The organism is Nocardioides panacihumi (genome assembly GCF_039530925.1).
Lineage (GTDB): Bacteria > Actinomycetota > Actinomycetes > Propionibacteriales > Nocardioidaceae > Nocardioides > Nocardioides panacihumi.
The window spans coordinates 51,513-71,547 of record NZ_BAAAPB010000001.1; the positions used below are offsets into that span (position 1 = coordinate 51,513).

Annotated in this window: 22 protein-coding genes and 1 tRNA gene; 11 read left to right on the forward strand and 12 right to left on the reverse strand. The window is 72.2% G+C overall.

The annotated features are described in order from the left end of the window. Positions 1-39: 39 nt before the first annotated feature. On the reverse strand, positions 40-1,035 hold the full coding sequence (locus tag ABD205_RS00245) for an LLM class F420-dependent oxidoreductase (protein ID WP_344041191.1): 996 nt from the start codon (positions 1,033-1,035) through the stop codon (positions 40-42). A 164-nt stretch (positions 1,036-1,199) separates the two neighbouring features. Here ABD205_RS00245 and ABD205_RS00250 point away from each other — a divergent pair, with 164 nt between their 5' ends. Genes ABD205_RS00250 through ABD205_RS00260 form a run of 3 tightly spaced genes read left to right on the forward strand, consistent with a single transcriptional unit; the run spans position 1,200 to position 3,632 of the window. Further along, on the forward strand, positions 1,200-2,036 hold the full coding sequence (locus ABD205_RS00250) for an exonuclease/endonuclease/phosphatase family protein (protein ID WP_344041193.1): 837 nt from the start codon (positions 1,200-1,202) through the stop codon (positions 2,034-2,036). Further along, positions 2,033-2,917, forward strand: coding sequence for an exonuclease/endonuclease/phosphatase family protein (locus ABD205_RS00255; RefSeq protein WP_344041195.1), 885 nt, complete (start codon positions 2,033-2,035; stop codon positions 2,915-2,917). The genes ABD205_RS00250 and ABD205_RS00255 overlap by 4 nt, the downstream gene beginning before the upstream one ends. A 19-nt stretch (positions 2,918-2,936) precedes the next feature. Next, the gene (locus tag ABD205_RS00260; RefSeq protein ID WP_344041197.1) at positions 2,937-3,632 is read left to right on the forward strand and encodes a uracil-DNA glycosylase; all 696 of its coding nucleotides are present in this window, start codon (positions 2,937-2,939) and stop codon (positions 3,630-3,632) included. A gap of 55 nt (positions 3,633-3,687) precedes the next feature. Here the strand turns inward: ABD205_RS00260 and ABD205_RS00265 are convergent, their stop codons facing one another. After that, positions 3,688-4,638: an aldo/keto reductase gene (locus tag ABD205_RS00265; protein ID WP_344044436.1), complete on the reverse strand. Its 951-nt coding sequence runs from the start codon at positions 4,636-4,638 to the stop codon at positions 3,688-3,690. A 97-nt stretch (positions 4,639-4,735) separates the two neighbouring features. On the opposite strand from ABD205_RS00265, the gene pdxY reads away from it, so the two are divergent. After that, positions 4,736-5,587, forward strand: a complete 852-nt coding sequence (gene pdxY / locus ABD205_RS00270) for a pyridoxal kinase PdxY (RefSeq protein WP_344041198.1) — start codon at positions 4,736-4,738, stop codon at positions 5,585-5,587. A gap of 3 nt (positions 5,588-5,590) precedes the next feature. On the opposite strand, the gene ABD205_RS00275 is transcribed toward pdxY, so the two are convergent. From ABD205_RS00275 to ABD205_RS00285, 3 genes are all read right to left on the reverse strand, one after another. Then, on the reverse strand, positions 5,591-6,157 hold the full coding sequence (locus tag ABD205_RS00275; protein WP_344041199.1) for a dienelactone hydrolase family protein: 567 nt from the start codon (positions 6,155-6,157) through the stop codon (positions 5,591-5,593). Positions 6,158-6,230: 73 nt separating this feature from the next. Next, positions 6,231-6,632, reverse strand: a complete 402-nt coding sequence (locus ABD205_RS00280; protein ID WP_344041201.1) for an HNH endonuclease — start codon at positions 6,630-6,632, stop codon at positions 6,231-6,233. Between the two features lie 36 nt (positions 6,633-6,668). Next, a tRNA-Thr gene (locus ABD205_RS00285) sits at positions 6,669-6,744 on the reverse strand. A gap of 41 nt (positions 6,745-6,785) precedes the next feature. Between ABD205_RS00285 and ABD205_RS00290 the strand changes: the two genes are divergently transcribed. Together ABD205_RS00290 and ABD205_RS00295 are read left to right on the forward strand one after the other, a co-directional pair. Next, entirely contained in the window at positions 6,786-8,585 is a 1,800-nt protein-coding gene (locus ABD205_RS00290; protein ID WP_344041203.1) for a glycoside hydrolase family 13 protein, read from the forward strand. Positions 8,586-8,615: 30 nt separating this feature from the next. Continuing rightward, positions 8,616-9,824 carry a DUF4032 domain-containing protein gene (locus tag ABD205_RS00295; protein ID WP_344041205.1) on the forward strand — a complete coding sequence of 403 codons (1,209 nt, stop codon included), beginning with the start codon at positions 8,616-8,618 and terminating at the stop codon, positions 9,822-9,824. A 48-nt stretch (positions 9,825-9,872) separates the two neighbouring features. Here the strand turns inward: ABD205_RS00295 and rlmB are convergent, their stop codons facing one another. The 3 genes from rlmB to ABD205_RS00310 are packed head-to-tail and all read right to left on the reverse strand — an operon-like array spanning position 9,873 to position 13,793. Further along, positions 9,873-10,835 carry a 23S rRNA (guanosine(2251)-2'-O)-methyltransferase RlmB gene (gene rlmB / locus ABD205_RS00300; protein WP_344041207.1) on the reverse strand — a complete coding sequence of 321 codons (963 nt, stop codon included), beginning with the start codon at positions 10,833-10,835 and terminating at the stop codon, positions 9,873-9,875. A gap of 6 nt (positions 10,836-10,841) precedes the next feature. Further along, a complete protein-coding gene (gene cysS / locus ABD205_RS00305) occupies positions 10,842-12,251 on the reverse strand; it encodes a cysteine--tRNA ligase (protein ID WP_344041209.1) in 1,410 nt (469 codons plus the stop codon). 30 nt (positions 12,252-12,281) lie between these two features. Continuing rightward, positions 12,282-13,793, reverse strand: coding sequence for a molybdopterin-dependent oxidoreductase (locus ABD205_RS00310; RefSeq protein WP_344041211.1), 1,512 nt, complete (start codon positions 13,791-13,793; stop codon positions 12,282-12,284). A 55-nt stretch (positions 13,794-13,848) separates the two neighbouring features. On the opposite strand from ABD205_RS00310, the gene ispF reads away from it, so the two are divergent. After that, positions 13,849-14,340, forward strand: a complete 492-nt coding sequence (gene ispF / locus ABD205_RS00315; protein WP_344041213.1) for a 2-C-methyl-D-erythritol 2,4-cyclodiphosphate synthase — start codon at positions 13,849-13,851, stop codon at positions 14,338-14,340. On the opposite strand, the gene nirD is transcribed toward ispF, so the two are convergent. Then, the gene (gene nirD, locus ABD205_RS00320; RefSeq protein WP_344041215.1) at positions 14,337-14,690 is read right to left on the reverse strand and encodes a nitrite reductase small subunit NirD; all 354 of its coding nucleotides are present in this window, start codon (positions 14,688-14,690) and stop codon (positions 14,337-14,339) included. The two genes, ispF and nirD, sit on opposite strands and share 4 nt — an antisense overlap. Before the next feature lie 106 nt (positions 14,691-14,796). On the opposite strand from nirD, the gene ABD205_RS00325 reads away from it, so the two are divergent. Next, positions 14,797-15,534, forward strand: coding sequence for an IspD/TarI family cytidylyltransferase (locus tag ABD205_RS00325; protein WP_344041217.1), 738 nt, complete (start codon positions 14,797-14,799; stop codon positions 15,532-15,534). Positions 15,535-15,566: 32 nt separating this feature from the next. On the opposite strand, the gene ABD205_RS00330 is transcribed toward ABD205_RS00325, so the two are convergent. Together ABD205_RS00330 and ABD205_RS00335 are read right to left on the reverse strand one after the other, a co-directional pair. Then, positions 15,567-16,139, reverse strand: a complete 573-nt coding sequence (locus tag ABD205_RS00330; RefSeq protein ID WP_344041219.1) for a 2-C-methyl-D-erythritol 4-phosphate cytidylyltransferase — start codon at positions 16,137-16,139, stop codon at positions 15,567-15,569. 84 nt (positions 16,140-16,223) lie between these two features. Beyond that, entirely contained in the window at positions 16,224-16,709 is a 486-nt protein-coding gene (locus tag ABD205_RS00335; protein WP_344041221.1) for a CarD family transcriptional regulator, read from the reverse strand. A 233-nt stretch (positions 16,710-16,942) separates the two neighbouring features. Between ABD205_RS00335 and ABD205_RS00340 the strand changes: the two genes are divergently transcribed. Genes ABD205_RS00340 through ABD205_RS00350 form a run of 3 tightly spaced genes read left to right on the forward strand, consistent with a single transcriptional unit; the run spans position 16,943 to position 19,113 of the window. Next, the gene (locus ABD205_RS00340; protein WP_344041223.1) at positions 16,943-17,737 is read left to right on the forward strand and encodes a UbiA family prenyltransferase; all 795 of its coding nucleotides are present in this window, start codon (positions 16,943-16,945) and stop codon (positions 17,735-17,737) included. Between the two features lie 54 nt (positions 17,738-17,791). Further along, entirely contained in the window at positions 17,792-18,367 is a 576-nt protein-coding gene (locus ABD205_RS00345; RefSeq protein WP_344041225.1) for a copper chaperone PCu(A)C, read from the forward strand. Further along, entirely contained in the window at positions 18,367-19,113 is a 747-nt protein-coding gene (locus ABD205_RS00350) for a phosphoglyceromutase (RefSeq protein WP_344041227.1), read from the forward strand. Before ABD205_RS00345 ends, ABD205_RS00350 begins: the two co-directional genes overlap by 1 nt. 171 nt (positions 19,114-19,284) lie before the next feature. On the opposite strand, the gene phoU is transcribed toward ABD205_RS00350, so the two are convergent. Beyond that, positions 19,285-19,929, reverse strand: coding sequence for a phosphate signaling complex protein PhoU (gene phoU, locus ABD205_RS00355; protein ID WP_344041229.1), 645 nt, complete (start codon positions 19,927-19,929; stop codon positions 19,285-19,287). Positions 19,930-20,035: the final 106 nt, after the last annotated feature.

The following is a 20,035-nucleotide window of genomic DNA, read 5'->3' on the forward strand; positions in this document are numbered from 1 at the left end:
GACCGTGGGGATCGACGTCTCGGCGAAGGAAGGGGAGGGTCAGGCGAGGGCGGGGATGACCTCGCGCTCGAACAGCTCCACGCCCGAGGTGTCGTAGGCCAGCTCCGGGAAGTAGCCGATGAAGTACGACAGGCCGAGGTCGCGGACGGTCGAGAGCCGTTCGACGATCTGCTCGGGTGTGCCGGTCAGGGCGCCGGAGAGCACCTGGTCGGCGTACGCCGTGCCACGGGACTCGCCGAGCGCCTTCTTGAAGTGGTCGGTGAACTGCGCCTTGCGGTCCTCGACCTCGGCCTCGGTCGCGCCGACGAAGGTGTTGTAGTTGGCCGAGCGGGTGATGGCGCCGAAGTCGCGGCCGAGGTTGCGGCAGTGCTCCTCGAGCAGCGCCGACTTGTGGGCGAATCCCTCCGGCGAGCCGTCGAAGTTCGTGTAGTCGGCGTACTGCGCGGCGATCTTGAGCGTGACCTTCTCGCCGCCGCCCGCGATCCACAGCGGGATCCCGCTCGGTCCCTGCTGCAGCGGCAACGGACGGCAGATGGCGCCGTCCACCTGGTAGTACTCGCCGTCCAGCGTCGCGGTGCCGGTCGTCCACGCCTGGCGGAAGATCTCGACGCCCTCGCGGAGCCGGCCGAGTCGCTCCTTCGGCCCCGGGAAGCCGTAGCCGTACGCCCGCCACTCGTGCTCGTACCAGCCGCCGCCGATGCCCATCTCGATCCGGCCGGAGGAGATGTGGTCGACGGTCGCGGCGACCTTCGCGAGGTACGCCGGGTTGCGGTACGACATGCAGGTGCACATCTGGCCGAGCCGGATGCGGGAGGTGTCGGCGGCGAAGGCTGCCATCAGCGTCCACGCCTCGTGGGTCGCCTCCTGCGACGGGTCCGGTGTCGTGTGGAAGTGGTCGTAGACCCACAGCGACTCCCACGCCTCGACACCGTCGAAACGGCGCGCGAGGTCGCGCATCGTGGCCCAGTGCTGGACGGGATCGATCCCGACCAGGTCGTAGCGCCAGCCCTGCGGGACGAAGACTCCGAACCTCATGGCCGCACCGTACCCGGACGCGCGATGACCACTCCCCGACCCCTCATCGACACCTGTGTGAACAGTCCGCGGCCGGGCATGTTGGGATAGTGCGCGGGCGCCCGGACTGCAGCACGCTGATGACGCCACGCCCCCGATCAGTCCCCCGATCCGAGAGGCCCCGAGTGCCCGACGTACGCCGCCGCGCCCTCCTGCTCGTCGTGACCGCCGTCCTCGCCCCCACCCTCGGTGCAGTGCTCCAGCTGGCGTCCCCTGCACGGGCCGTCCGGCCGACCGCCCAGGCGACCGCGCAGCCGGCCCGTGCCACCGGGTCCTTCTTCTGGGCCAACGCCTGGGCCGCCCATCACACGGCGGCGCACGGCCCCGGCTCGGGGGCAGCCCGCATGCGCAGGCTGGTGCGGCTCGTCAGGGGCAGCGGAGTCGGGCTCGGCGCGCTCGCCGAGCTGGAGCGCAGCCAGATCACCGCGTTCCGGCGATCGGCGCCGTCGTACCGCCTCCTCGTCGGCGGCCGCGGCACCACGAACGGCATCTTCTGGGACAGCGGCGCCTACGACCTGGTGGAGGGCTACGCCTTCCGCGGCTTGTCGTACGGCGGCCGGCCGGTCCGCGTGCCGGTCGCGGTGCTGCGCGACCGCGCGACCGGTGACCTGCTGGCCGTGATCGCCGTGCACAACCCCCGTGACCGCTGGCGCGACCGCGCGCTCGGGCGCGAGCTGCAGGAGGTGCGCCGCCTGCGCCGTGCCCACGGACCGGTGTCGGTCTTCCTCGCCGGCGACTTCAACGCCGGCACCTCGGTCGCCTGCCGCGCCCACCGGGCCCGGCTCTTCTCGGTCGGCAACCGGGGCTGCCGCGGCTCGGCCCCGATCGACCAGCTGCTGGCCGATCGGAGCGTGCGGGTCCGTTCCTACCGGCGCATGACGGGCGCCCGGGTGGGCCGGATCACCGACCACCCCGCCGTGTACCGTGCCCGGTTCGCCATCACCGAGACGACCTCGTCATGAAGGGCCACCGGGTGACCTCTCCGGGCCGGCGGCTCCTGACCGCCACCCTGCTCGCCGCGCTGCTCCTCGTCGCGCGTCCGGCCGGGGCTGAGCTGTCGGACGCGCGTCCGGCCGCCGGGCAGACGGCCGACATGGCCGTGACCCCGACGAGGCTGTCGGCGTCGGGCACGGCGTTCTGGGCCAACGTGGGTGTCGAGCACCTCGCCCACGCCGGCTCGGCCGCCCGACAGGCGCGACTGGTGCTGGGCGTCATGCGGAGCGCGCACGCGTCGATCGGTCTGCTCGCCGAGAGCAACGGCCGCCAGGTGCGGGCACTGCGACGGGCGTCCCACGGCGGTCTCGGCGTCGTCCCCGGTCGGCAGACCGGGGAGACGAACGCCGTGGTCTACGACGCTCACGTCTACCGCCTGGAGCGCGTCGTTCGGCTCCGGTCGTTCGGCTACCGCGGTCGACCCGTGCCGGTGGCCGTCGCCGTGCTGCGCGACCGCGCGAGCGGCGTACGGATCGGCGCCCTCGCCGTCCACCACCCGGCGAGCAACACCCGGCGCGGCGCCCAGGGACGGTGGCAACAGGCGTCGTGGCGGCGCGAGCTGGGTGCGCTGGGGCGGCTGCGGTCGGCGTACGGCGGCCGGATCTCCACGTTCCTCGGCGGCGACTTCAACCAGCGCGCGACATGCCGGCTGGTCGCCCGCACGGGCATGGTCTCGCCGGTCGGTACGGTGGCGTCGTGCCCGACCGCCCGGACCCGCATCGACCAGCTCTTCGCCGACCCGTCCGTGACGTTCAGCGACTACCGCATGATCCGCGGTGGCGCCGCCCGTCGGGCGACGGACCATGCCGGGATGTACGCCACCGGCTTCGAGCTGAGCCAACCCGCCTGACGCGGCCGGAGGAGGGTCGGTGAGCGCGCTCGCCGGCCTGGTGGCCCAGGGTCTCGTGGCCGCCGACTGGGCCGAGGCACTCGCACCCGTCGACGAGCAGATCGCGGCGATGGGGCGGTTCCTGCGCGACGAGCTCGCCCTCGGTCGGCCGTACCTGCCGGACGGCGACCGGATCTTCCGCGCCTTCCAGCGGCCGCTCGCCTCGGTGCGGGTGCTCGTCGTCGGGCAGGACCCCTACCCGACGCCGGGCCACCCGATCGGGCTGTCCTTCGCGGTGGAGGCCCACGTGCGACCGCTGCCGGCGTCGTTGCGCAACATCTACCTCGAGCTCGGCTCCGACCTCGGCGTCACGCCGCCCGAGCACGGGGACCTCTCGGCCTGGGCGGACCGCGGCGTGATGCTGCTCAACAGGGTGCTCACGGTCCGCCCAGGCGCGCCGGCGTCACACGCCGGCAAGGGCTGGGAGGCGGTCACGTCCCGTGCGATCGAGGCGCTCGCCGCGCGCGGCGGCCCGCTGGCGGCGATCCTGTGGGGCCGCCAGGCCCAGTCGCTGAAGCCACTGCTCGCAACGGTGCCGTGCGTCGAGTCCGTCCACCCCTCACCGCTGTCCGCGCACCGCGGCTTCTTCGGCTCACGCCCGTTCTCCCGCGTCGACGCGCTCCTCGTCGAGCAGGGCGGCCAGCCGATGGACTGGTCCCTCCCCGCGACCCCCTGACCGCCGAGACGTCAATCCCCACGGCCCGAGACGTCGATCCCCACGGCCCGAGACGTCAATCCCTCGTGATCTCGTCCAGCTCCACGAGGTCGGCCCCGGTCGGCTGCCAGCGGAGCGCCGCCGCGTTGGCGCGCACCTGGTCGCCGGAGGTCGCACCCGAGATCACCGAGGAGACGCCGGGTTGCGCCGCGAGCCCCACGATGGCCACGTCGAGCGGGGACAGGTCGCGCGCGGCGGCGTACTTCTCGAACCGGTCGATCCTGTCCCAGTCGGCGTCCTGCAGCCACTGGCCACGGCCGGGCTCGAGCGCGAAGCGGGTGCCCGCGGGCGCAGCCTCGCCGCGCTTGTACTTACCGGTCAGCAGACCGGCCTCGAGCGGGAAGTACGGCAGGACGCCGAGCCCGAACCGCTCGGCCGCCGGGGCCACCTCCGCCTCGATGTCGCGGGTGAGCAGGGAGTACTGGTTCTGCACGGAGACGAAGCGCTCCAGCCCGGCGCTCTCGGCCGTCCACGCAGCGTCCGCGACCTGCCAGCCGGCGAAGTTGGAGCAGCCCAGGTAGAGCACCTTGCCCTCATGGACCAGGTCGGTGAGAGCGCTCAGCGTCTCCTCGATCGGCGTGACCGGGTCGGGCGTGTGCAGCTGGTAGAGGTCAATGTGGTCGGTGCGCAGCCGGCGCAGGGACGCCTCGACGGCGCGTCGGATGTAGCGCCGGGCCCCACGCGCGCCGAAGTCCTCGCCGTTGATGCCCTCCATGTCCATGCCGAACTTCGTGGCGAGGACGAAGTGGTCGCGCTGCCCGGCGAGCGCCTCACCGAGCATCTCCTCCGACGCGCCGTGCGGCGCGCCGTACACGTCGGCGGTGTCGAGCAGCGTCACGCCGGTCTCGCGCGCCGCTGCGAGGATGCCCGCGACACCGTCGAGGTCGACGCGGCGGCTGAAGGCGTTGCAGCCGATGCCGACGGTGCTCACGATCAGTCCGGAGTCGCCCAGCGGGCGGTAGCTCATCTCGGTCACGGCCTCGAACGTACCGCCCGCGCGGGACGGGACCGCCGGACCCCGGGCCGGCGTGGACCGCTCGCAGGGCTGGCGCGAGGATGAGCGGGTGCAGATCCTGTCGATCCAGTCCCACGTCGCCTTCGGCTACGTCGGCAACTCCGCCGCCGTGTTCCCGCTCCAGCGGCTCGGCCACGAGGTGTGGCCGGTGCTGACGGTCAACTTCTCCAACCACACCGGGTACGGCGAGTGGCGCGGGCCCCTCGTCGCACCGGCCGACGTCGCGGCGGTCATCGACGGGATCTCCGAGCGAGCCGCCTTCCCGGGGATCGACGCCGTGCTCTCGGGCTACCAGGGCGACCCGGCGGTCGGCGCCGTCATCCTCGACGCCGTCGCGAAGGTGAAGGCCGCGAACCCGGACGCCGTCTACTGCTGCGACCCGGTGATGGGCGACGTCGGCCGCGGCTTCTTCGTGCGACCGGGCATCCCGGAGTTCATGCGAGACGAGGTCGTGCCGGCGGCCGACGTCATCACGCCGAACCACTTCGAGCTCGACTTCCTCTCCGGCCGCACGACCACGACGCTCGACGAGGTCGTCGCCGCTGTCGACGTCGTGCGGGCGACCGGGCCGCGCGACGTGCTCGTCACCTCGGTGGTCCACGGCGCGCTCGGCTCCGAGGAGCTCGACCTGGTGGCCGTGTCGGACGAGGGTGCGTGGGCGGTCACCACGCCGCTGCTGCCGATCACGCCGAACGGCGGCGGCGACGTGACCGCGGCCGTCTACCTCGCCCACCTGCGCACGACCGGCTCCCCGGCGACCGCGTTGGGGCTGACCGCCAACACGCTCTTCGCGATCCTGGAGAGGACGCTGGCGTCGGGCCGCCGTGAGCTCGAGCTGGTCGCCTCGCAGGACGCGATCGCGACGCCCCCGACCCGGTTCACCGTCCGCGCGCTGCGCTGACGCTCACAACGCGCCGAGGAACGTGAGGATCCGCTCCATCGCCAGCGCCGCGGCCACCGCGTCGAAGTCCACGCTGCTCGGATCGGCGAAGAGGTGCGTGTCGCCCTCGTAGACGTTGACCTCGGCCTGCGGGACCTGCGCCACGAGCGCCTCGGGCGCGCCTTCGTCGACCCACGGGTCGCCCTGCATCCAGTGGTACTGAGCCGGCACGCCCGCAGGCAATGCGGCCCCGGCGACGCTTTCGGGCGGGATCGGCGAGTAGAGCCCGATCAGGCCGCGCGCACCCGGGCGCAGCACCGCCAGACGCGTGCCGTAGACGACACCCAGCGACATGCCCAGGTAGACGAGGTCGGCGGGAAGGTCCGCCGCCGCCGCCTCGGTGCGGCGGATCATCTCCTCCCAGCCGAGGCCCTCCTCGTGGGCGACGCCGTCCTCGACGCGCTCGAACAGCTGGCCGTCGAAGAGGTCGGGGGCGTCGACCGTGTGCCCCGCCTTGCGCAGCGCATCGACGAACTCCACGACGCCGGGCGTCAGCCCCAACGCGTGGTGGAACAGCAGGATCTGGGCCATGCCCCGACCCTACGGAGCGGGGCCGACCGGGTAAATGAGCCGCCGGCGTCGACACCGTGGTCCACCGGGCCGCCTAGTACGACTTCCCGTCGGCGTACCGCTGCTTGCGCCAGGCACGGCCGCGCCCGCGGTTGCGGCTCTTGTACGTCGGCAGCTGGCTGTCGCAGTTCGGGCAGATCAGGCGGAGGTTCTCGCGGCGGTTGTTCGACGCGTCGCCGTCGACGTGGTCGAGGACGAACTGAATCGGCTCGCCGTTCCACTCCGCCGCCATCGCACAGACACCACAGCGCCCTCCCTGTGCCTCGAAGAGGTGGTCGCGGATGTAGTGCCCCCGTTTGCTCGCGTGGATCTGCTTACCCGTCGCAAGCCACTCGGCGAGGCGCCGGCTCCGGATCACGGCCTGCTGGCAGCGAATGGAGCAGTACTTGACCTGGCGCTTGACGAGCTGGGCATCACACCCGAGACATGTCCCCATGGCCCGCGACGCTAGGTCCGGCCACCGACAGTCCTGTGGAGCCGCGTGGGAGGATCGAACTCCCGACTTTTCGCTTACAAGGCGAACGCTCTGCCATCTGAGCTAACGCGGCACGGCCGCGAGCGGCCGGCGGCCATCCTAGACAATGGGAGCATGACGGACCTCCTCGGTCGGCCCCACCACGACGGCTCGCCTCTCTACCTCTCCGACGAAGCCCCGCATCTGGGCAGCACGGTCACGGTGCGCGTCCGCACGAGCGCCGACGACCCCGTCACGCGCGCCTGGGTCCGGACGACGTACGACGCCGAGCCGACGTACCACCAGATGGCGCGCGAGGGCGACGCCGGCTGGTGGAGCGGCGGGCTGCCGGTGCACAACCCGGTGACCCACTACCGCTTCCTCATCGAGCGCGAGGACGGCTCGCAGACGTGGCTGGGCGCGGCCGGCGAGGTCGGGTACGACGGCAGCGACACGTTCGACTTCAAGGTGGTCGCCTACGCGCCGGCGCCGGACTGGGCACGCGACGGGGTCGTCTACCAGATCTTCCCGGACCGCTTCGCGCGCAGCGCGCACGCCGGCGACCGAGAGACGCCCGCCTGGGCGGTGCCGGCCGACTGGGACGACACCGTCGTCTACGAGGGCTCCGACCCGCGGACCCCGCTCCAGTTCTTCGGCGGCGACCTCGACGGGATCGTCGACCACCTCGACCACCTGGCGGATACCGGGGCCGACATCGTCTACACGACCCCGGTCTTCCCCGGGGAGAGCAACCACCGCTACAACGCGAGCACGTTCGACCACGTCGACCCGCTGCTCGGCGGCGACAAGGCCTACCAGCGGCTCAGCAGTGCCGTGCACGACCGCGGCTGGCGGCTGCTCGGCGACCTGACGTCGAACCACACCGGCGACACCCACGAGTGGTTCCAGCGGGCGCGCGAGGGTGGCGAGACGCGCTCCTGGTACTACTTCCACGACGACCTGCGCTACGAGAGCTGGATGGGCCACCACACCCTTCCCAAGCTCAACCACACCAGCGACGAGCTGCGCCGCGTGATGATCGAGGGGCCGGACTCGGTCGTCGGCCGCTGGCTCCGGCCGCCGTACGACGTCGACGGCTGGCGCATCGACGTCGCCAACATGACCGGTCGTCTCGGCCACATCGACGTCAACCACGACGTCGCCCGCATCATCCGCGCCACGGCGGCCGAGCAGCGCGAGGAGACGTTCGTCGTCGGCGAGCACAACCACGACGCGTCCTCCGACATCGACGGCGACGGCTGGCACGGGACGATGAACTACTCCGGCTTCTCGTGGCCGGTCTGGTCGTGGCTGCGCGCCGAGGAGACCGACGCGAGGCCGTTCGGCCGGCCGGTCGCCGTCCCGCGCCGCCCCGGGCCGCTGGTCCGGCAGAGCCTGGACGAGTGGCGGGCCCGCTACGGCTGGCGCGCGACGACCCAGTCCTGGAACATCCTGAGCAGCCACGACAGCGCCCGGATCCGCACCCTGGTCGTGGACGCGGGCGTGCACCGCGTCGCCGCGGGGCTGCAGTTCACGCTGCCCGGCGTGCCGATGCTGTTCGCCGGCGACGAGCTCGGCCTCGAGGGCGTGAACGGCGAGGACGGCCGCCGACCGATGCCGTGGGACCACCGGGAGGCCTGGGACAGCGCGACGCTGGCGACGTACGGCTCCCTGGCAGCCCTCCGGCGACGGCACGTCGCGCTGCGCCGCGGCGGACTGCGCTGGGCGTACGTCGACGACGACTCCCTCGTCTACCTGCGCGAGCACCCCGACGAGACGATCCTCGTGGCCGCCCGGCGTGCGCCCGGTCCGGCGATCGACCTCGACCTGCCCACGGGCGAGCTGCTGCTGAGCACCACGGGCGACGAGCGCGGCTTCGCCGGTGCCGTCCCGGCTGCCGACGCACCCGCGTTCGCACTCTGGCGCTTGGCCTGACCTCGACCGGCGAGTGCCAGACTGAGGGCCGTGGCTCTCCGCATCGTCGCCAACCGACCGGACCCGGCGATCCTGACTCTCCCCTGGGACACCGCCCTGGAGGACTGGACGGAGCATGTCGTCCCGCTCCCGCGGGGGCTGTCACGTCACATCGTGCGCATCGTGCGTCTCGGCGAGCGGGTCTACGCGGTGAAGGAGACGCAGGAGGAGATCGCCTTCCGCGAGTATCGGCTGCTCCGGGACCTCCAGCGCATGCAGCTGCCCGCCGTCGTACCTCAGGCGGTCGTCGCGGGCCGGCCTGACGACCTCCCGGCGGCCCTGGTCACGCAGCATCTCCGCTTCTCGCTGCCCTACCGCAGCCTGTTCGAGCACGGCCTGTCCCCGGATCAGGTGCCGAGCCTGATCGACGCGCTCGTGGTGCTGCTCGTGCGGCTGCACCTGGCCGACTTCTACTGGGGCGACGTCAGCCTCTCCAACGTGCTCTTCCGGCGTGACGCCGGCGGCTTCGCCGCCTACCTGGTCGACGCCGAGACCGGCGAGCTGCGCCAGTCGCTGTCGCGCCAGATGCGGGAGTACGACGTCACCGTCGGCACCGAGAACGTCTACGCCGAGCTGATGGACGTCATGGCGAGCGGGGCCGGAGAGGGTTCCGAGATCGACCCCGGAGCGGTGATCGACCTGCTGCAGACCCGCTACGAGCAGCTCTGGAACGAGCTCACCGCCGCCGAGACGTTCTCGGCCGACGAGAGCTGGCGCGTCGAGCAGCGGATCGAGCGGCTCAACGACATGGGCTTCGACGTCGAGGAGATCGACATCGTCACCGACATCGACGGCGACGAGATGCGGCTCCAGCCGCGGGTCGTCGAGCTCGGCCACCACGCGCGCGAGCTGCAGAACCTCACCGGCATCGTCGCCGAGGACGCCCAGGCGCGCCGCCTCCTCAACGACATCGCGGCGTACACCAGCTCGCGCGACCTGGGCCGTCTCGACCGCGAGATCGTGGCGCAGCGGTGGCTGCGGGAGACCTGGGAGCCGCTGCAGGCACTCGTGCCGGCCGAGCAGCGCGGCAAGCTGGAGCCGGCCGAGATCTTCCACGAGGTGCTCGTGCACCGCTGGTTCCTGTCCGAGCAGGCCGGGCGCAGCGTCAAGCTGCTCGACGCCGCCCGCAGCTACGTCGCCAGTGTGCTCGCGGAGAAGCCCGAGGAGGCCGTGGCCGCTCCCGTCACACCACCCGGCTGACGTCATACGCCCTGGTGGTCCTGGCGACCACCGCGTATGACGTCCGGGCTAGGAGCGGGCCTGAGCGACCGAGTAGAGCACCAGCGAGGCGGCGACCGAGGCGTTCAGCGACTCGACAGCGTTGACCATCGGGATCGACACGATCTGGTCGCACGTCTCGGTCACCAGCCGACCCAGCCCGCTGCCCTCGGCGCCGACCACGACCACGAGCGGGCCGTCACCGAGCTCGAACGCGGGCAGCGCCACGTCGGACTCCATGTCGAGGCCGACGACCATGCAGCCCTCGTCCTGGTAGGCCTTCAGCTGCCGGGTCAGGTTCACCGTCTGGGCGACGGGGATGCGCGCCGCGGCGCCCGCGGACGTCTTCCACGCCGCCGCGGTCATGCCCACGGAGCGGTTGGTCGGGATGACGACGCCGTGCGCGCCGAACGCCGCCGCCGACCGGACGATCGCGCCGAGGTTGCGCGGGTCGGTGACGTGGTCGAGCACGACGATGAGCGGCGGCTCGCCGGCGTCGGCGGCGCGGTCGAGGAGGTCGTCCGGGTGCGCGTACTCGTACGCCGGGATGCGGGCCGCGAGGCCCTGGTGACCGTTGAAGCCGGTCAGCCGGTCGAGCTCGGTCTTGGCCACCTCCAGCAGCCCGATGCCGTGCTCGGAGGCCAGCTGGAACGCCTCCCGCAGCCGGCCGTCCCGCTCCGCGCCCTCGGCGACGTAGACGGCGTTGACCGGCACGCCCTCGCGCAGCGCCTCGACGACCGGGTTGCGGCCGATGATCCACTCGGCGTCCGACGTCGACCGCTTGCGGGGTCCACCGCGGCCGTCACGCCGCGCCGCGGACCGCTCGGCGAGCTGTGCCGACTTGTGCGCCTTGTGGTAGGGCCGGTCCTTCGCCTTCGGCGTCGGGCCCTTGCCCTCCAGCTGCTTGCGACGCTGGGCGCCGGAGCCGACGGTGGCGCCCTTCTTCTTGCCCGCCTTGGCGATCGCGCCCTTGCGCTGAGAGTTACCTGCCATGAGTGATCAGACGCTCCACTTCGGTCCATCGGGGGTGTCGGTGATCTCGACGCCGGCTGCCTTCAGCTGGTCGCGGACCGCATCGGCGGCGGCCCAGTCCTTGGCCGCGCGGGCCGCTGCGCGCTGGTCGAGCAGGCCGCGGACGAGGGTGTCGACGACGCCGGTCAGCCGGTCGTCCGCACCGCGGTCGGAGCCCCACACCGGGTCGGCGGGGTTGAGCCCGAGCACGTCGAGCATGAGCACGACCGAGCCGAGCACCGCCTGCACGGCGTCGACGTCGCGGTCTGCGATCAGCCGGTTGCCCTCGCGCACGGTGTCGTGGAGGACGGCGATCGCGGCCGGCGTACCCAGGTCGTCGTCCATGGCCGCGACGAACGCCGCGGGCAGCTCGGAGCCGAGGCCGGCGTCCTCGGGACCCATGAGCTCGACGGCCCGGTCCACGAACGACTCGATGCGCCGGAACGCCGACGCGGCCTCCTCGAGCGCCTCGAAGGAGAACTCGACGTGCGAGCGGTAGTGCGCCGACACCAGGTAGTAGCGCAGCTCGATGCCGCGGAAGCGGTCGAGCACGGCCGGGATCGTCAGGGAGTTGCCGAGCGACTTCGACATCTTCTCGCCGGCGGTGGTGATCCACGCGTTGTGCATCCAGTACGACGCGAACGGGCGCCCGGCCGCGCGCGACTGCGCCAGCTCGTTCTCGTGGTGCGGGAAGCGCAGGTCGAGGCCGCCGCCGTGGATGTCGAACGCCGGGCCGAGGTACTTGCCGGCCATCGCCGAGCACTCGATGTGCCAGCCCGGTCGCCCGCGGCCCCACGGGCTCGGCCACGACGCGGTCTCCGGCTCGGACTCCTTGCGGCCCTTCCAGAGCGCGAAGTCGCGCGGGTCGCGCTTGCCCCGCGGGTCCGCGTCGGCCGCGGCCTCCATGTCCTCGACGCGCTGGTGCGTCAGCTCGCCGTACGACGACCAGGACCGCACGTCGAAGTAGACGTCGCCCGAGCCGTCGGTCGCGGCGTACGCGTGGCCGTTGTCGATGAGCGTCGCGATGATCTCGACCATCTCCGGCACGTGGCCGGTCGCCAGCGGCTCGTAGGTCGGCGCCGCGACGTTGAGCGCCTCGTAGGCGTTCGTGAGCGACCGCTGCATGTCGTAGGCGAGGTTGTACCAGGGCCGGCCCTGGTCGGCCGCCTTCATGAGGATCTTGTCGTCGATGTCGGTGACGTTGCGGATGAACGTCACCTCGAGACCGCGATGCCGCAGCCAGCGCTGCAGGACGTCGAAGTTGACGCCGCTGCGGACGTGGCCGACGTGCGGCTCCGACTGCACCGTCAGGCCGCAGACGTAGAGCGACGCCTTCCCCTCCTGGAGGGGGACGAAGTCACGGACCGCGCCGGTCGCGGTGTCGTACAGCCTGATCACCCGCCAAGTCTAGGGACTCGGAGGGTCAGGTCAGGAAACGTGGAACTTCACCGTGTGCCACCCGGTCGCCCCGTCGGGCGCCGGCTCGGCCCGAGCGCTCGTCTGCACCTCTCCCGTGGCGCTGGTCGCGCGCACCCGCACCTGGTGGTCGCCGCCGTCCAGGGTGACCGTGGTGCGCCACTGCACCCAGGTGTCGACGCCGGGTACGGCGGCGAGACGCGCCGGGCGCCACGCGCCCCCGTCGACGGAGATCTCGACGGCGCGCACGCCGGTGTGCTGCTGCCACGCGGTGCCTGCGACGGTGACCTCGCCGTGCCCGACGTCCGCGCCACCGCGGGGCACGTCGATGCGGGAGGCGAGCTTCACCGGGCCGCGCGCGCTCCAGCCCTTGTCGGTCCAGTAGCCCTGCGCCTTGTCGAAGCGGGTCACCTCCAGGTCGACCACCCACTTCGTCGCGCTCACGTAGCCGTAGAGCCCGGGCACGACCATCCGCACCGGGAAGCCGTGCTCGACGGTGAGTGGCTCGCCGTTCTGGGCGACGGCCAGCATCGCGTCGCGGTCGTCGGTGAGCACCTCGATCGGGGTGAGACAGGTCCACCCGTCCGCGGAGGTCTGCAGCACCCCGTCGGCCTCGGGATGGACACCCGCCTCCGCGAGCAGTGGCGCGATCCGCACACCGCTCCACCAGGCGTTCCCGATCAGGTCGCCTCCGACGGTGTTGGAGACGCAGTTGAGGGTCATCCAGTTCTCGGTGACCTGTCGGCTCAGCAGGTCGTCGAAGGTGAGCTCGATCGGATGGTCGACCATCCCGTGGATGCGCAGCCGCCAGTCGGCCGGGGCGACCGCGGGCGGCACGATGGCGGTGTCGATCCGGTAGAAGTCGGCGACCGGCGTCAGCCACGGCGGCTGGTGCGGGACGCCGAGGTCGTCGGCCGGGTCCAGTCGCGGCTGCGTCACGCCGGTCAGGCTCAGCATGCGGCGGGCCGCCTCGACCTCACGCCTGCGGCGGCCGACCACACGGCCGGCGTACGCCGCGACGACGGCGCCGCCGGCGACCAGGCCGGTGCGCAGCAGGAACTGGCGCCGTGAGGCCTCGTCGACCGGCGGCCGCAGCGGTCGGGTCAGCAGCAGGAAGACGAGCACCCACGCGCCGTAGCCGCACACGACGCCGATCACGCCCGGCACCCGCGGCGGCGGCTGCACGAGCACGGCGGCGAGCCCGAGCGCGGCGAGGACGGCGTACGCCGCCGCGGGCACCCAGGGCTCCGCCGAGATGCGGCGCGCCACGTACCCGATCACTGCGCTCAGCACGGTGACCGCCACGACGACACCGGTCACGAGCAGCGGCTTGTCGGCGTGGCCGACGGTGCGGATCGCCCGTTCCGCGACCCCGCCCGGGGTGAGACGGATGACCTGCTCGGCGACCGCCGCCACGGGCGCCTCGTCACCGCCGACGATGTGGGTGACCAGATAGCTCACGGCCAGCCCGGCGAGTCCGGACAACGCACCTGCCAGGGCCCAGCCGCCCCGCTGCTCCGTCACGTCGTCCATTGTGGCGCGCCGACCATGGCGGAGCCCGTCCGGCATGATCCTCGGTGTGACTCACCAGGCGGTCCCTCGCATCGGAATCGGCACCGACGTGCACCGGCTCGTGCCCGGCGTACCCCTGCACCTGGCGGGGCTCGCCTGGCCGGACTCCGACGTCGGCCTGGAGGGTCACTCCGACGCGGACGTCGCCGCCCACGCGGCCTGCGACGCGCTGTTCTCCGCCGCCGGCCTGGGCGACCTCGGCTCGAACTTCGGCACCGACCGCCCCGAGCTCGCCGGCGCGTCCGGCGCGCGGCTCCTCGGCGAGGCGGCCTCGCTCGTGCGCGCCGCCGGCTTCGAGATCGGCAACGTCGCGATCCAGGTCGTCGGCAACCGCCCGAAGCTCGGCCCGCGGCGCACGGAGGCGGAGCACGCTCTCTCCGAGGCCGTGGGCGCCCCGGTCTCGGTGTCCGCCACGACGACCGACGGGCTCGGCCTCACCGGCCGCGGCGAGGGCGTGGCGGCCATCGCGACCGCCATCGTGTGGGCCGAGTCCCGCTAGGCCACCGACTGCGGCTTGCGATGCCCGACGTGGACGACGCCGTCGACCACCCTGATGTCGTACGCCGGCACGGAGACGCCCGCCTCGTCGAGGCACCGGCCCGTCCGCAGGTCGAACGCGTGCCGGTGCACCGGAGAGGCGACGAACGGCACGTCCTCGCGCTGCCCGACGATGCCCTTCGCGATGACCGACGCCCGCGCGAACGGGTCGTGGTTGCCGAGCGCGTAGACGCTGTCGTCGGCGGTGCGGAAGAGCGCGACGGCCTGTCCGTGGACGAGCGCGGTGGCGCCCCGGTCGACCTCGAGGTCGTCGACCGCGCAGACCGCTTGCCACTCCTCGGCGCCCGTCATCGTCGCCTCCTTCCGCGGTCGAACGTAGGGCGGGCGTGTTCTCGCGACGTTTCGCCGTGTAACGGGCGTGAAAACGATCCGGCCCGGGCCGGGTAACCTCCACGCCGTGTCCAGCGCTCTCGTCGTGCTCGCCGCCGGCAGCGGCACCCGTGTCGGCGCCGGGGTCAACAAGGTGCTGCTCCCGCTGGCGGACACCACGGTGCTCGGGCTGTCGCTGAGGGCCGCGCTCGAGGTCGACGACGTACGCCGCATCGTGCTGGTCGTGCGCCCCGGCGAGCAGGACGACGTCGCCCGGGCGGTCCTGCCGGTGCTCGGCGCGGGCGAGGTGCGCGTGGTGGAGGGCGGTGCGACGCGGCACGCGTCCGAGTGGGCTGCCCTGAACGCGTTGCGGGCCGACATCGAGGCCGGAGAGGTCGACGTCGTCGCCATCCACGACGGCGCACGGCCGCTGGCGTCGTCCGAGCTGTTCGCGACCACGATCGAGGTCGCCCGCGAGGTCGGTGGCGCGATCCCCGTCGTCCCGCTGTCGGGTGTCGCGGATAGGGCGGGGCTGCGGCCGCATCCCGGCGTGGTGGGCGTCCAGACCCCGCAGGCGTTCCGCGCCGCGGACCTCCTCGCCGCCCATACGGCGGCGAACGCGGACGGCTTCGAGGCCACCGACACGGCGGCATGCCTGGCCGCCTACAGCGACGTACGGGTCGCCGGCGTGCCCAGCTCCTCGCTCAACCTCAAGGTGACCTTCGCCGAGGACGTGGCCGCCGTCGCGACCCTCCTCCAGTCGCCGAGACGTCAATCCCCACGGTCCGAGACGGCAATCCGTCCCGACCCGGACCGCATGGATTGACGTCTCGGACCGTGGGGATTGACGTCTCGGGGTCAGGCGGGGCGAGTCAGCGCCTCGAGGAGGCGTACGTCGTCCAGAGATGCGACCCGGCGACCCGCAGGGGGCGCCTCGAGCGTCACGACCGGGAACCGCGCGGCGAGCTGGCCGGCGAGCGTCGCGAAGTCGTAGGACGACAGCCCGTCCAGCGACGCCACCACCACGGCCGGGAGGACGATCGGCGAGGTGACGACGACCAGCGCGTCACGGTCGATCGTCGCGCCGACGTACCCGTCCTCGACCTGCTTGACGGTGTCCGTCACCGGCCGGACCGCGACGACGACGGCTGACCGCTCCTCGCTCACCCGGACGCAGTCGGCGAGGAACGCCGCGGGTGTCATCGGGCAGAGCGCGTCGTGCAGCACCAGCGGCTCGCCCGACTCGATGAGGGCGGCCCAGCTCGTGCCGTGGTCGATGGGCGTGATGCCGGCCTCCCCCAGAGCCCAGGCGGCACAGGCCACGAGGCCCTCCCCGTGGATGAGCGCGAACGGCAAGGAGCCGCGCTCGGCCTCGACCACGGCTCCCAGGGTCGGCGGGATCGAGGCGATGTCATACGGATCGGTGGTCATGGCGACCCCACCGTATGACACTGCGCGGACCTCGAGAACGACAACGGGCCCCGGGGGATCAACCCCGGGGCCCGTACGTCGGGTTCAGCTGGCGAGGACCTCGTCCAGCAGCGCCTCGGCCTTGTCCTCGTTGGTGCGCTCGCACAGGGCGAGCTCGGAGACCAGGATCTGGCGAGCCTTCGCGAGCATCCGCTTCTCGCCGGCCGACAGGCCGCGGTCGCGCTCGCGGCGCCACAGGTCGCGGACCACCTCGGCGACCTTCATGACGTCGCCGCTGTGCAGCTTCTCGAGGTTCGCCTTGTAGCGACGCGACCAGTTGGTCGGCTCCTCGACGTGCGCGGCACGCAGGATCTCGAAGACCCGGTCGAGGCCCTCCTTGTCGACGACGTCACGGACACCGACCAGATCCAGGTTGTTGGCGGGGACCCGAACGACCAGGTCCTGCTGGGCGATGATCCGAAGGACGAGGTACTGGCGCTCCTCCCCCTTGATGGTCCGCATCTCGATGTCCTCGATGATGGCGGCCCCGTGGTTCGGATAGACGACGGTCTCGCCGACGGTGAAAGTCATATGTCAGGTACCCCTTCCTAGACAGCGAAGTCTACCACGCTCCTGCAGTACAACCGATTCCGTTTTCCCAGGTCAGAGGCGCAATGGCCCTATCCCCAGGGCTTGACAGAACCGCAGTCCGTGTGTTGGACCCGGATCCTGCCGTACGGCGACACGCCCGTCCGGCCGCAGAATTTCCGTCCGAGACGCGTCCACTCCGACATGGCCGACGCCGATGCCCGATACTCGGGCCCATGTCCGAGGAGGCCCGGGAGAACGCATCGACGCCGTCGACGTCGGAGCACGCGCTCGCGCCCGCACCGCGCCGCCGGCTCGTCCTCGACTCCCTTCCCGTGCTGCTCGTCCGCGCGGCGCACCCGCGGCAGGCACTGCTCACCGCCGCCGCCCTCGCGGCGGTCGCCGCCCTCGACGCACGACCGGGCCGCGAGATCGCTCTGGCGGCGGCCACCGTGCTGGTCGGCCAGGTCCTGCTGGGCTGGCACAACGACCTCCTCGACCGGGCGCGCGACCGCGCGCACGAGCGCACGGGCAAGCCGATCGCGGACGGCCGCCTCGAGCCCGGGGCAGCGTGGTTCGCCTGGTGCTGCGGTGTCCTGCTCCTCGTGCCGGTCGCCGTCAACAACGGCGTGGCGGCCGGCTGCTGCTACCTCGCGTCCGTCGCGGTCGGGCTCCTCGCCAACCTCGACAACGCGCTCGTACGTCGTGGCCTGCTCTCGTGGCTGCCGTGGGCGGTCGCGTTCAGCCTCTACCCCGCCTTCCTGTCGTACGGCGGCTGGGGCGGCCAGGCCGAGGGCGACCCGCCGCAGCCGGTGCTCCTCGCGCTCGCGGCCCTGCTCGGCGTCGGCGTCCACTTCCTGACGGCGCTGTGGGGTCTGGTCGCCGACGACGAGGACGGCTGGACCTACCTGCCGCTCCGGCTCGGCCGGCGCCTCGGCGCCACCCGCCTGCTCGTGCTCACCGTTGCCTTCCTGGTGGCCGTCGGCGCGGCGTTCGCGGTCGTGGCGCACCAGGTCGGACTGTCCCGCTGAGATCACACCCGACCGCCTGAGAGGCGGGCGTCCGAGAACGGTAGGGTGTCGGCCGTGATGACGTCTCTCCGCCGCCTTCGCACCCAGCGTGCCCTCGCCGTCGCCGGCCTGGTGGCTGTCGCGGCGCCGCTGCTGAGCTCCTGCGGCTTCAACTACGCCACCGACCGACCGAACGTGATCGCCAACGGCGGCTATCACATCGAGGGGGACATCCACGTGCTCGCGGCACGCATCGTGGCGCCCTCGGACGGCACCGGCACGTTCGTCGCGACCATCACGGTCGACCCGAGCGCGGCGGACACGAAGCTGACCGGCCTCAGCGGTGACGGCGTCACGGCCGGCACGTTCACGCCGATCGAGGTCAAGAGCGGCGGCTCGGCGAACCTCTTCACCGACGGCGGCATCCCGGTCACCGGCGACTTCAAGGCGGGCGACGACAAGCCGGTCACGCTGACCTTCGACAACGGCAGCTCGATCGAGGTCGGCGCCGTCGTGGTCAAGCAGTGCCACGAGTACTCCGACGTCCAGACCCTGCCCTCGAAGCAGTCCGGCAAGGCCCAGGCGTCGACGACCGCCGAGCCCTACACCTGCGAATACCCCAGCGCCGCGCCGTCGGCCGAGGCTCACTGATGCCCTACACGCTCGTCCTGCTCCGCCACGGAGAGAGCGAGTGGAACGCGCTCAACCTGTTCACCGGCTGGGTCGACGTCGCGCTCACGGACCGTGGCCGCGAGGAGGCGGTCCGCGCCGGCACGATGATCAAGGAGGCCGGCGTACTCCCCGACGTCGTGCACACCTCCCTGCTGCGCCGCGCGATCAACACCGCCGCATCCGCGCTCGACACCGCCGACCGCCACTGGATCCCCGTCCGTCGCAGCTGGCGACTCAACGAGCGCCACTACGGCGCCCTGCAGGGCAAGGACAAGAAGCAGACGCTGGAGGCGTACGGCGAGGAGCAGTTCATGCTCTGGCGCCGCTCCTTCGACGTGCCGCCGCCGGTGCTCGCGGACGACGACGAGTTCTCGCAGGTCGGCGACGCTCCGTACGCCGACATCCCCGACGCCGAGCTGCCGCGCACCGAGTGCCTCAAGGACGTGATCGAGCGACTGCTCCCCTACTGGGAGTCGTCGATCGTCCCGGACCTGCGGGACGGCAAGGTCGTCCTCATCGCCGCCCACGGCAACAGCCTCCGCGCGATCGTGAAGCACCTCGACGGGATCAGCGACGAGGACATCGCGGGCCTGAACATCCCGACCGGCCAGCCGCTGGTCTACCGGCTCGACGAGTCGCTGCGGCCGACCGTCGCCGGCGGCGAGTACCTCGACCCCGAGGCCGCTGCCGCCGCTGCCGCCGCCGTCGCCAACCAGGGTCGCTGACGCCAGTACGCCGAGTCGGCGCAACCTCGCACGCGAGCAGGGCCGAGTCGGCGCAACCTCGCACGCGAGCAAGGCCGAGTCGGCGCAACCTCGCACGCGAGCGCCAGCGAGCTGCGAGGACGCGCCGACTCGGCCTTCGTGAGCTGCGAGGATGCGCCGACTCGGCGTTGATCAGAGGGGCGACTCGCCCGTGACGACGAAGACCACCCGGTTCGCAACCGACACCGAGTGGTCGGCGATGCGCTCGTAGTAGCGGCCGAGCAGCGCCAGGTCGACTGCGGCCTCCACGCCGTGCGCCCAGTCCTTCGACAGCAGCTCGGTGAAGCTGCCGCGACGCAGCTTGTCCATCTCGTCGTCGTCGGCGCGGAGCATGTCGGCGGCGTCCACGTCGCGGGTGCGGATGATCTCGGCGGTCCGACGCACCATGTCCTCGGCGACCTCGGCCATCCGGGCGATCGTCGGGCGGACTGCCTCGGGCACCGCGTTCCTCGGCATCCGCAGACGGGCGATCTTGGCGACGTGCACCGACAGGTCACCCATCCGCTCGAGGTCGCTCACCATCCGGAGCGCGGCGACGACGACGCGCAGGTCGCCGGCGACCGGGGCCTGCAGCGAGAGGAGCGCGAAGGCGCTGTCCTCGACCTTCTCGCGCGCCTGGTCGATGCTGCTGTCCTTGCTGATGACCTCCTCGGCGAGCGTGGCGTCGGCGCCGAGGAGGGCCTCGGTCGCCTGGGCGACGGCCACCTCCACCTGGCCGCAGATGGAGGCGAGATCCTCGAAGATGCCGTCGAGCTGGTCGTGGAAGACGTTGCGCATGAGGTAAAGGTAGGCAGGCTAGATGACCAGCCGGGGCCGATGGGTGAACTCGACATGAACGATCCGGTTCTCATCGTCCAGACGGCGAAGTCGGGGTGAGGCGGGG